Raw genomic sequence first — 11370 nt, 5'->3', positions numbered from 1 at the left:
GCCGGGGCGGGCGGCGCGGCGGGTGCGGTGGGCGGCGACGGCGGCGCGGCAGGCTGGTCGCAGGCCGCCAGGGGCAGCATCAGAGTGGCGGAGAGCAGCAGGAGCCGGCGGCGAACCATCGCAATGTCCTTCCTTGTCGTGGACGCAACCCTAGACCGTGACGGCGCCCAGGGAACCACCCTCAACGCATTTGGCTTCCCCTCGGACGCATCAGACGCCTATGTTCGCCCCCAATCAAAAGAGTTCCACGGGGGGCGTGCGTACATGGCTGCGAATGGGGCGGCGAACGGATCCGGCGGCGCAAAGCCGGTTTTCTCGAACAGTTACAAAACCCTGGTCCTTGGCCTGCTGGTCACGGCCTATACCTTCAACTTCATCGATCGGACGATCATCTCGACCATCGGTCAGGCCATCAAGGATGACCTGAAGATCTCCGACACCCAGCTGGGTCTGTTGGGCGGCCTGTACTTCGCCCTGCTCTACACCCTGTTGGGCATCCCGATCGCGCGCCTGGCCGAGCGATTCAGCCGGGTGAACATCATCTCGGGCGCCATCGTCATCTGGTCGGCCTTCACCGCCCTGTGCGGCACCGCCGCCAACTTCGCCACCCTGGCGGCCTACCGCTTCGGGGTCGGCTTCGGCGAGGCGGGCCTGTCTCCGCCGGCCCACTCCCTGATCAGCGACTATTTCGAACCGAAGAAGCGGGCCACGGCCCTGTCGATCTATTCGTTCGGCATTCCACTGGGCTCGATGTTCGGCGCTATCGCCGGCGGCTGGCTGGCCCTGAACTTCTCCTGGCGCGTCGCCTTCATGATCGTCGGCCTGCCCGGCATCCTGATCGCCATCGCCATCAAGGTCTTCGTCAAGGAGCCGCCGCGCGGCCATTCCGACGCCGAGGATCATCCGGTGTCGCCGGAGGACCTGGCCCCGACCCCGCCGCCCTTCTCCCTCGTCAACGAGTTCAAGGAGCTGGGCGCGGTCGCCAAGACCCTGTTCATGAAGTGGCCGGTGGCCAACATGGTGCTGGGCGTGACCATCGCCTCCTTCGGCTCCTACGGCTCGGGCCAGTTCGTCCCGCCCTACTTCACCCGCACCTTCGGCCTGAACTACGCCGAGGTCGGCCTGATCACCGGCCTGGTCGGCGGCTTCTCCTCAGGCATCGGCACGATCCTCGGCGGGCTGATCACCGACAAGATGTCCAAGCGCAGCGAGCGCTGGTACGCCCTGACCCCCGCCATCGGCCTGGCCATCGCCACGCCCATCTATGTGGCGGCCTATCTGCAGCCGTCCTGGCAGACCGCGGCCATGATCCTCTTGGTGCCGGGCATCTTCCACTACACCTATCTCGGCCCGACCTTCGGCGTTGTGCAGAACATGGTGGAGACCCGCCGCCGGGCCACGGCGACGGCGCTGTTGTTCTTCTTCCTGAACCTGATCGCCCTTGGCGGCGGCCCGCCCTTCACCGGCTGGCTGATCGACCAGTTCGCCCAGTTCAACTTCACCCACAACGGCGGCGGGGCGATCCTCGGCTCCCTCAGTGAAATGCTGCAGGGCGGGACCAAGGGCGGCGCCCGGTTCGCCGAAATGTGCCCCGGCGGCGTCGCCCCCGACGGCGCCCCGGCCGCCCTGGTCAGCCAGTGCAAGACCGCGCTCGTCCACGCCACCCGTGAGGGCGTCGTGGTCTCGATATGCTTCTACCTGTGGGCCGCCTTCCACTACCTGCTGGGCTCGTTCGGCCTGGTCCAGGCCCTGGCCAAGGCCCGCGCCGCCCGCGGCGAAGCGTAAGGCCGCCTAGCTCCCTCTCCCCGCATGCGGGGAGAGGGTCGGGGTGAGGGGCCGACCCTCAGCAGATCCCCCTCACCCTACCCTCTCCCCCAAAGGGGGCGAGGGAAGCGGTCAATTGCTTCAAACTCGAAGCGCCAACCCTCACCCGCAGGTGCTCAGGTTCACCGGGGCCACGGCGTGGCTGGTCCAGGCGCCGCCGATCTTCTCGAACTGCTTCACGCCCGCCACCGGGCTGGCGACGCCCGACTTCGGATCCAGCGCCGTCCAGCTCATGGCCACCACCACCTTGGCGGTCATGCCCTTGGCCGCCTCGGCCGAGGTGATCGGGCGCTCCCCCTTGCAGCCCACCTCGAAGGCCGTGCAGGCGTCAGCCTTGGCCGAACAGGCCGGATCAGACGCCCGCAGGCCCGTGCGCCAGTCGAGGATCTGCTGCTCCAGCCCCGCATACTTGTCCTGCGCCTTGGGTTGCGCCTGGCCGCATCCGGCAAGAACCAGGGCCGCAAGGGCCGCGCACATCGGGGTCTTCAATCGCCTAGCTCCATCGGGCCGAGATGGCCTTGGCCGGGCATAGCATCCGCACTGGGGCGGTGATGTGACGGCGCGCCCGGTTGAATCCCGCCCGCGCAAGGATCACCTTCAGGGACAACACGACGCCGGAGCCAAGATGTCGCCCGTCCGGGACGCGATCCAGAACCAGGTCCGCCACTTGATGGGCGCTCCGCCGTCCAACGGCGCGAGCCCGCTCGATACGGGCGACGCCGGTCTGTTCGGCCCCGACTCCGCCTGCTGGAAGGTGCATGGCGACTTCACCAGCATGATGATCGGCGGGGTCACCGCGCTCCTGCTGCAGATGCTGCATCCCGGCCCGTTGGCCGGGGTCTGGGACCACTCCAACTTTCGCCAGGACATGCAGGGCCGCCTGCGCCGCACCGCCCAGTTCATCGCCCTGACCACCTACGGCTCCACCGAACAGGCGCACGGCGTCATCGACCGCGTGAAGATGATCCACGGCCAGGTGACCGGGACCCTGCCGGAGGGAACCCCCTACGCCGCCGACAATCCCGACCTGTTGACCTTCGTCCATGTGGCCGAGGTCTCCAGCTTCCTGGCCGCCTATTTGCGCTATCGCGACCCGAACTTCCCTGGATCCGAGCAGGACCGTTACTACGCCGAGACCGCCCGGGTGGCCGAGATGCTGGGTGCGACCCAGGTCCCGAAGTCCCGCCGCGAGGTCGCCGACTACCTCCGCGCCATCCGGCCCCAGCTGCGTTACGACGCCCGCACCCGCGAGGTCGCCCAAGCCCTGCTGACCCAGCCGATCCCCAACCCGGCCATCGCCCCGTTCGCCGAGCTGATGTTCAAGGCCGCACGCCACCTGCTGCCCGACTGGGCCGCCCGGATGCACGGCTTCGCCACCCCGCTCAGCCAGCGGCCAGGCATCTGGATCGGCGTCCAGGGCATGGGAACAGTTCTCCGCTGGGCCTTCGACAACAGCGCCGAAACCCGCGCCCGCCGCCGGGTGGCCGGCCTGTCCGCCAGTTGAGTTGTCGCAACTCCCGCGCGAGACGACGCCTTAAGGTTAAACTTCCCGCCCTCGGTTGAGGCCGGTTGGCGCCCGCACCCCCATCCATAGGTTGTGCGCCAACCCGCGCGTGTGGCGCGGATGGAGGGGGCATATGTTTCTCAACGGCGGCGCAGGCAAGGACACCCTGACGGGCGGGACCGACGCGGACACGCTCTATGGCAATGGCGGCGACGATAAGCTGACCGGCAACGGCGGCGACGACGTCCTGACCGGCGGCGTGGGCAATGACACCGCCCTCGGCGGCGACGGCGACGACTACCTGATGGGCGACGCGGGCAATGACCGCCTCGACGGCGGCGCGGGCTCGGACTGGGCGGGCTACGAGAGCGCCAACGCTGCGGTGAAGGTCGACCTCTCCCTTACCACCGCCCAGAACACCGGCGGCGGCGGGACCGACACCCTGCTGAACATCGAGAACCTCTACGGCACGAGCTACGCCGACACCCTGACCGGCTCAAGCGCCAACAACATGCTGTTCGGCGGCGCCGGCAATGACACGATCTTCGGCGCAGCAGGCGACGACTTCCTGGCCGGCGGGGCGGGCAATGACACCCTCTCCGGCGGCGACGGCGACGACACCGTCAGCTATGACGACGGCGATGCGACGGGGGTTGTGGTGGACCTGGCCGCGGGCGTCGCGACGGGGCACGGGACGGACACTCTGGTCTCAGTTGAGGGCGTGTACGGCAGCGCGGGGAACGACACGCTCTCAGGTGACACTGGCGACAACTACCTGGGCGGAGGCGCCGGCGCAGACAAGCTCCAGGGTAAGGGCGGCGCGGACTACATCGACGGCGGCGACGGCGATGACTACGTGGACCTGAGCGACAACAGCGGATCTAACCTCCACGTCTTCGCCGGGTCGGGAACTGACACCGTCTACGGCTCCGGTGACGCCAACGGCGGCTTCGTCGATTGCGGGGAAGGGAACGACTTCGTGTTCACGCGCTTCTCCAACGGCACCATCGCCGGCGGCTCTGGCGATGACGTGATCGAGTTCTGGGGCTCCAGCGGACGCATCGAGGGGGGCGAGGGCAATGACGTGCTCATCGGCGGGGCCGGCCACGGCGATTGGATCGGCTACACGATGGACGGCGGCGCCGGGAACGACACCTTATGGTCGAATGACGGCGGTGACGTGATGATCGGCGGGACCGGCCAGGACTACTTCATCCTCTCGCAAGACCCGACCAATCCCGCTCCCAAGGTTGATCGGATCGTGGGCTGGGAATCCAACGAGACCATCGACTTCCTGTCGACCCCAATCGAAGCCTCGGCGTCCAACTATTTAGAGATGACAGCGGCGGACGAAGCGTCGGCGAACAGCACAGCCATCGGCCTTTTTGCGGCCAGTGTTGTAATCCACTACGTCGCCATTCAGGTAGGAGCCGACGTCTACCTCTACCATAAGCAGCCCTACATGGGGCTGCCGCAGGACACCGTGGTTCTCGTCGGAAGTTCACTCAGTCAGATCGACTACTCGAACCTTTTCTGATGAGGCGTCTGACCTCGCCCTACGCCGCCCCTGCGCGGACCTCGTCGTCCGCGCGGCCGGCCATGGCCTGGTTGATCGCTTCGACCAGGTCGCGGACCTCGATGGGCTTGGCGACGAAGCCGTCCATGCCGGCGGCCAGGTAGCTGTCGACCTGGTGGGTCATGGCGTTGGCGGTGAGCGCAATGATCGGGGTGCGCGCCCGGCCGGTCTCGGCCTCGCGGGCGCGGATGGCGCGGGCGGCGCCGGGGCCGTCGAGGACCGGCATCTGCACGTCCATCAGGATCAGGTCCCAGCTCTCCTTCTCCCAGGCCTGCACAGCCTGATGGCCGTTGTCGACCACCTGGGGCGTCAGGCCGAACTGGGCCAGCAGGGTCTTCAGCACCAGCTGGTTGATGGTGTTGTCCTCGGCCGCCAGGATGCGGAACTCCAGGCCCAGATCCTGGCCGGTCTCGGCCGGAGCCTCGACCTCGGGCGCAGCGCCCGCGGCGCGCGGCAGGGGCAGATCGACGGTGAAGCAGCTCCCCTCGCCCTCCACGCTGCTCACGGCGATGGAGCCGCCCATGGCGTCGGCCAACTCGCGGCAGATGGCCAGGCCCAGGCCCGTGCCGCCGAACTGCCGGGTCGTGGAGCTGTCGGCCTGGACGAACTTGGCGAACAGCTTGTCCAGTCGGTCGGCGGGCACGCCCACCCCGGTGTCGGTCACCCGGATGCGGAAACCCGGCGACAGGGCCTCGATCTCCACCCGGACATGGTCGGCGGCGGTGAACTTCACCGCGTTGGAGATCAGGTTGTAGAGCACCTGGCGCACCCGGGCGCTGTCGCCGACATAGGCGCCCAGGGCCTCGGGCGCGACCGTCAGGCTGAAGGACAGGCCCTTGGCGTTGGCCAGGCCCGTGAAGGTGGCGTGCGCCCCTTGCGCCACCGCCTCAATGTTAAAGGGCGTCGCCTCGAGCTCAAGCCGCCCGCTCTCGATCTTGGAGATGTCCAGCACGTCGTTGAGGATGGCCAGCAGGGCCTCGCCGGACTGGCGGATCACGTCCAGCTTGTCGCGCTGGCTGGCCGACAGGGGCTCGCGCGACATGGCCTGAGCCATGCCCAGCACCCCGTTCATCGGCGTGCGGATCTCATGGCTCATGATGGCCAGGAACTCGGACTTGGCCACGCTGGCGGCCTGGGCGGCCAGCATGGCCTCGGCCTGGTCGCGCACCACAGCCTGGAAGGCGGTGATGTCCACCAGGGTGATCACGCACATCGACCAGGGCTCAGCCTCATCCTCAATGAAGCGGACGTGGGCCATCACCTCGGCCAGAGCGCCGTCGGCTCTGCGAAGGGTGGTCGGGAACGGCGGCAGCACGCCGTCCGGCGTTGCGTCCCGCAGGCTGAGCGCCAGGCCGGTCAGCAGGCTCGTGTCAAATACCTCGGCGGTGATCCCGCGGCGGAAATCCTTGACGCCGAACAGGTCCAGGGCCGCGTCATTGGCATTGATGATCCACACGCCCGCCAGGCCCTGCTGGTCGGCCTGCAGCCGGTCCGCCAGTAGGGCGTTGATGACATCGGCCTCGCCTTGGGAGAGCCTCGCATAGAGCCGTGAGGCGTCGCAGCAGATCTGCGGGACCGGGCTGTTGTCGAACAGGCTGCTCCAGCGCGCCCGTTCGGCCAGCGCCTGGCGCTGGGCGCCGCGGGCGGCGTCGTGCTCGCGCTGCAGGTCGCCCAGGGCGTTGTGCAAGGTCTGGCTCTCGTCCGCCAGCAGCGAGGCGAGTTTGGCCAGGAAGACCAGGTAGGTCGTGGCGCCAAAGATCAGGAAGGCTACGTCGGCCAGGCTCAACGCATGGCCCAGGGACCGGGCGAGAGGCGCGGTCGCGAGCAAGGACAGGGCGCTGGGCAGGGTGAGGCTGGCGGTGAACCCGCGCACGCCCCGGGTCATCACGGCGTTGTTCAGGGCCAGGCAACAGCCGACAAGCAGCGCCGCGCCAAGGCCGAGACTGCCGGGATGTAGCAGGAACAACAGACCGGCCATGGCGTAGAGCGACCCGGACAGGCTGCGCACCGCCGTCGTTCGGGTCGCCAGGCCGCGATGCTCCGGCTTGGCCAGCAGCGCCGCCGACAGCCGCGCGTCCAGCACCATCACCAAAGATGACACCGCGATCCAGATCAGGGCGACCGGCGTGCGCGTAACCAGGAAGGCCATGACGCCGACCAGCAGGCCCTGAGCCAGACGCACCTTAAGCCCATTCACCCGCCATTCGAGGATGCGCTGGTTGGCGTCAAACGTGTTCAGCACGACTCACTCGGACCGCTTGGAAGCTGGGGCTCCCAGCAAACCACGCAGCACCGTGAAGCTTTGTCTACCAAAGCCGCGACAGTCCGCCGCAGCCTGCCCAGATTGTGCGTGCCGATCCGCGCCTAGCGCCCCACGAACACCGGCTCGCGCTTCTCCAGGAAGCTCCGGACCCCCTCGCGGTGATCCTCGGTCTGGAACAGGCGGTAGATGATCTCGATGGCCCAGCCGCCGACCTCGCGCGGGTCGCCGTAGGAGGTCTTGGCCAGGCCCTGCTTCATGTAGCGCAGGGCGAGCGGCGAATTGGCGGCGATGCGGCGGGCCAGGATCATGGCCCGGTCCATCAGGGCCTCATGGGCGCAGACCTCGGTGACCAGGCCGATGCGCAGGGCCTCGTCCGCCTCGATGACGTCGCCGGTGAACAACAGTTCCGCCGCCTTGGCCGGACCAACGATGGCCGGCAGCCGCAACAGGCCGCCCACGTCACAAATCAGGCCGCGCTTGATGAACAGCTCGGCGAACTTGGCCTTCTCCGAGGCGATGCGGATATCGGCGTAGAGCGCCAGTTCCATGCCCCAGCCAACCGCCGAGCCGTTGACCGCCGCGATCACCGGCTTCTCGCACTCCAGGGCCGCCATGGCCGCCGGCGTCGGCTGGTAGCGGACGGGCGCCTGGGCGACGCGGGCCTGCTGGCCGCCCCCCTCACCGGTCATCATCTCCTTGACGTCCTCGCCCGAGCAGAAGGCGGGATCGGCGCCGGTCACCACCACGCAGCGGACGTCCGGGTCGGCGCTCGCCGCCTTGAACGCCCACTCGATCTCGGCATAGGCGCGCGGATTGAGCGCGTTGCGCCGCTCCGGCCGGTTCAGGGTGATGGTCGCGATGTGATCGGCGACCGCATAGAGCGTGCAGGTGAATTCGCTGGGCGCGATGGTCATGGCGGCCTCCCTGTATGTTTTGCGGGAAAGCCTGAACCCAAAAGGCTCCGGGCGAAACCACGACGTCGCGTCAAGGCGTGCGGATTGTTGATCGGTGACTGGACCGTCACCCACGTCCGCTCATCCCGGCGAATGCCGGGATCCAGATCATAAGGCGCTGAAGATCTCGGATAGACCGCAACGGGCCTCTCTCACCTGCCGATGGCGTCATCTGGATCCCGGCGTTCGCCGGGATGAGCGGAGGGAGGGCTTGCGTCCCACCCTGATCCGCGCCATAAAATGACTAAATAGTCATATTGAGGAAACGCGGGGATGATCAGAATCGAGGACGTGGCCTTCGTGCGCTTTCGGGCGCCCGACCTGGCCCAGATGCAGACCTTCCTGGAGGAGTTCGGCCTGGTCCTCGCCAAGATCGAGGCGGGGCGGCTGTTCATGCGCGGCGCCGGGACCTCGCCGGTCCTGCACATCACCGAACAGGGCGAGCCGGGCTTCGCCGCCCTCGGCCTGCGCGCCGCGTGCCTTTCGGACCTTGAAGCCCTGGCCAAGGCCGAGGGCCTGCCGGTCCAGCCCTTCGACGCGCCCGGCGGCGGCTCCGTCGTGGTGCTGACCGATCCCAACGGTCATCGGATCGAGGTGGTGGCCGGCCAGACGCCCGTCGATCCCCTGCCCCTGCCCGCCCGCACCGCCTGGAACGGCGAGATCACCGGGCGCACCCGCACCCGCCAGGCCAAGCGCGTCGCCGCCGGGCCGTCGCACATCATCCGCTTCGGCCACTGCGTGCTGAACGTCGCCGACTTCCGCGCGTCTGAGGCCTGGTACAAGGCCCGCTTCGGCTTCATCACCTCCGACGAGATCGAGTTCATGCCGGGCATGCCGATCGGCGCCTTCCTGCGCTGCGACCGCGGCGCGACGCCCAGCGACCACCACACCCTGTTCCTGCTCCAGGCGCCCAGCGGCCCGGGCTTCAATCACGCCGCCTTCGAGGTCGCCGACCTCGACGACCTGATGCTGGGCCACCAGACGCTGAAGGACGCCGGCCGCCACGCCGAGTGGGGCGTCGGACGTCACATCCTGGGCAGCCAGGTCTTCGACTACTGGCGCGATCCCTGGGGCCACACCCTGGAACACTGGACCGACGGCGACCTGTTCACCGCCGACGACGCGCCCAACACCGCCACCCTCGCCGACCTGCTCGGCGTCCAATGGGGCCCGCCCCCGCCGCCCACCCTCGGCTGATCAGGACACATCCATGAAACTCGTCACCTTCGACGCCGGCGCCGGCGCTGAACTGGGCGTCGTCGACGCCGACCGCGTGATCCCGCTCAACCGCGCCGCGCCGGGCCTGCCCGCCGACATGACCGGCCTGATCGCCGCCTGGCCGCAGGTGGAGCCACAGGTCCGCGCCATCGCCGCCGCGGCCCACGACGCCCTGCCCCTGGCCTCGGTGCGCCTCAAGGCCCCGATCCGCCGCCCGGGCAAGATCATGGCCATCGGGCTGAACTACGCCGACCACATCGCCGAGAGCAATCTGGGCACGCCCGAGCACCAGGTCTGGTTCTCCAAGGCGCCGACCGCCGCCAACGGCCCCTATGACCCCATCGACGTGCCCAAGGTCTCCCAGACCCTGGACTACGAGGCCGAGCTGGTCGCAATCATCGGCCAGGGCGGGCGCCACATCTCCAAGGCCGATGCGCCCAAGGCGATCTTTGGCTACGCCTGCGGCAACGACGCCACCGAGCGCGCCTGGCAGCACCGCACGCCGCAATGGGTGGTCGGCAAGTCCTTCGACACCCACGCCCCCTTCGGCCCCTGGATCACCACCGCCGACGAGGTGCCGGACCCGCACGCCCTTGGCATCCGCTGCCTGGTCAATGGCGAGGTCCGCCAGGACTCCAACACCCGCCACCTGGTCTTCAACATCTGGGACCAGATCGAGCACCTGTCCCAGGCCATGACGCTTGAGCCTGGCGACCTGATCTTCACCGGCACCCCCGGCGGGATCGGCGCGGCCATGAAGCCAATGCAGTTCCTGAAGGCTGGCGACCGCGTCCGCGTCGAGATCGACGGCCTGGGCGCCCTCGACAACCCCTGCGCGCCGGAGGCCTGACCATGAGCGGCTTCGACTGCGACGTCCTGATCGCCGGCATGGGTCCGGTGGGCGCCATGCTGGGCGTCCTCCTGGAACAGGAAGGCCTGTCCGCCATCGCCATCGACAAGGACACCGAGGTCTATCCCCTGCCCCGCGCCGCCCACTTCGACAGCGAGGTGATGCGCATCTTCCAGGCCGCGGGCGTCGCCGAAGCCGTCCTGCCCCACACCCAGCAGACCGACCGCTACGACTTCCGCAACGCCGCTGGCGAGCTGCTGATGAGTTTCGGCATGAGCCCGACCTCGCCCTCGGGCTGGGCGTCTGGCTACATGTTCCACCAGCCGGCGGCGGAGGTTGCGCTACGCGACCGCTTCGCGGCCCTGGGCGGACAAGCCCGGCTGGGCTGCAAGCTGGAGAGCTTTGTCCAGGACGCCGAGGGGGTCACCGCCAAGCTGGTCGGCCCTGATGGCCCGCAGACCGTTCGCGCCCGCTATCTGGTCGGGTGTGACGGCGGGCGCTCCACCGTGCGCGAGCAGTTGGGGCTGACCCTCGACGACCTGCAGTTCGACGAACCCTGGCTGGTCATCGACGTGAAGGTCGGCCCCAAGGCCAACCTGCCCAAGGTCAATCTCCAGGTCTGCGATCCGGCCCGGCCGACCACCTGCGTGCTGATGGGCCCTGGCCGTCACCGCTGGGAGTTCATGCTGCTGCCCGGCGAGACCGCCGAGCAGGTGGTTGAGGACGGCTTCATCGAGGCCCTGATGTCCAAGTGGGACGCGGGCGATATCGAGGTGGAGCGTCGCGCCGTCTATCGCTTCCACGGCCTGGTCGCCCATCAGTGGCGCAAGGGACGGGTGATCCTGGCCGGGGATTCCGCCCACCAGACCCCGCCCTTCGCGGGACAGGGCATGTGCGCCGGCCTGCGCGATGCGGCCAACCTCGCCTGGAAGCTGGGCGCGGTGCTCAAGGCCGGCGCCGACGACCGCCTGCTCGACACCTACCAGCAGGAGCGCGACCCGCACGTCCGCGGCTTCATCGGCCTGGCCATTGGCATGGGCCGGGTGGTCTGCACCCTGGATCCGGAAGCCGCCGAGGCTCGCGACGCTCAGATGCTGGCCCAGATGGCCTCCGGCGCCCCGCCCCTGCCGCCGGCCGGCGCGCCGCCCCTGCAGGGCGGACTGCTGATGTCCGGCGCGCCCG

Annotated in this window: 9 protein-coding genes; 6 read left to right on the top strand and 3 right to left on the bottom strand. The window is 68.7% G+C overall.

All coding sequences use genetic code 11. The features are described 5' to 3' along the window. Positions 1-264: 264 nt before the first annotated feature. Positions 265-1785, top strand: a complete 1521-nt coding sequence (locus ACFQ27_RS19715) for a spinster family MFS transporter (RefSeq protein WP_377354774.1) — start codon at positions 265-267, stop codon at positions 1783-1785. Positions 1786-1926: 141 nt separating this feature from the next. On the opposite strand, the gene ACFQ27_RS19710 is transcribed toward ACFQ27_RS19715, so the two are convergent. Beyond that, positions 1927-2313 carry a hypothetical protein gene (locus ACFQ27_RS19710; RefSeq protein ID WP_377354773.1) on the bottom strand — a complete coding sequence of 129 codons (387 nt, stop codon included), beginning with the start codon at positions 2311-2313 and terminating at the stop codon, positions 1927-1929. A 136-nt stretch (positions 2314-2449) separates the two neighbouring features. Between ACFQ27_RS19710 and ACFQ27_RS19705 the strand changes: the two genes are divergently transcribed. Both ACFQ27_RS19705 and ACFQ27_RS19700 read left to right on the top strand, forming a co-directional pair. Continuing rightward, complete coding sequence (locus ACFQ27_RS19705; RefSeq protein ID WP_377354772.1) at positions 2450-3328, top strand: oxygenase MpaB family protein; 879 nt, start codon at positions 2450-2452, stop codon at positions 3326-3328. A 133-nt stretch (positions 3329-3461) separates the two neighbouring features. Then, the gene (locus ACFQ27_RS19700; protein WP_377354771.1) at positions 3462-4865 is read left to right on the top strand and encodes a calcium-binding protein; all 1404 of its coding nucleotides are present in this window, start codon (positions 3462-3464) and stop codon (positions 4863-4865) included. A gap of 19 nt (positions 4866-4884) precedes the next feature. On the opposite strand, the gene ACFQ27_RS19695 is transcribed toward ACFQ27_RS19700, so the two are convergent. Together ACFQ27_RS19695 and ACFQ27_RS19690 are read right to left on the bottom strand one after the other, a co-directional pair. Beyond that, positions 4885-7146, bottom strand: coding sequence for a hybrid sensor histidine kinase/response regulator (locus tag ACFQ27_RS19695; RefSeq protein WP_377354770.1), 2262 nt, complete (start codon positions 7144-7146; stop codon positions 4885-4887). A gap of 122 nt (positions 7147-7268) precedes the next feature. Continuing rightward, positions 7269-8081, bottom strand: coding sequence for an enoyl-CoA hydratase/isomerase family protein (locus tag ACFQ27_RS19690; RefSeq protein WP_377354769.1), 813 nt, complete (start codon positions 8079-8081; stop codon positions 7269-7271). 312 nt (positions 8082-8393) lie between these two features. On the opposite strand from ACFQ27_RS19690, the gene ACFQ27_RS19685 reads away from it, so the two are divergent. From ACFQ27_RS19685 to ACFQ27_RS19675, 3 genes are all read left to right on the top strand, one after another. Continuing rightward, entirely contained in the window at positions 8394-9317 is a 924-nt protein-coding gene (locus ACFQ27_RS19685) for a VOC family protein (protein WP_377354768.1), read from the top strand. A gap of 13 nt (positions 9318-9330) precedes the next feature. After that, on the top strand, positions 9331-10188 hold the full coding sequence (locus tag ACFQ27_RS19680) for a fumarylacetoacetate hydrolase family protein (RefSeq protein ID WP_374347233.1): 858 nt from the start codon (positions 9331-9333) through the stop codon (positions 10186-10188). Between the two features lie 2 nt (positions 10189-10190). Then, positions 10191-11370, top strand: a 1180-nt coding sequence (locus ACFQ27_RS19675) for a bifunctional 3-(3-hydroxy-phenyl)propionate/3-hydroxycinnamic acid hydroxylase (RefSeq protein ID WP_377354767.1), incomplete at its 3' end; no start/stop codon positions are given.

The organism is Phenylobacterium conjunctum (assembly GCF_042679085.1).
In the GTDB taxonomy this organism is placed as follows: Bacteria; Pseudomonadota; Alphaproteobacteria; order Caulobacterales; family Caulobacteraceae; genus Phenylobacterium; species Phenylobacterium conjunctum.
The sequence above is the reverse complement of the archived record's forward strand: the minus strand, read 5'-3'. Positions and strand labels throughout refer to the sequence as shown.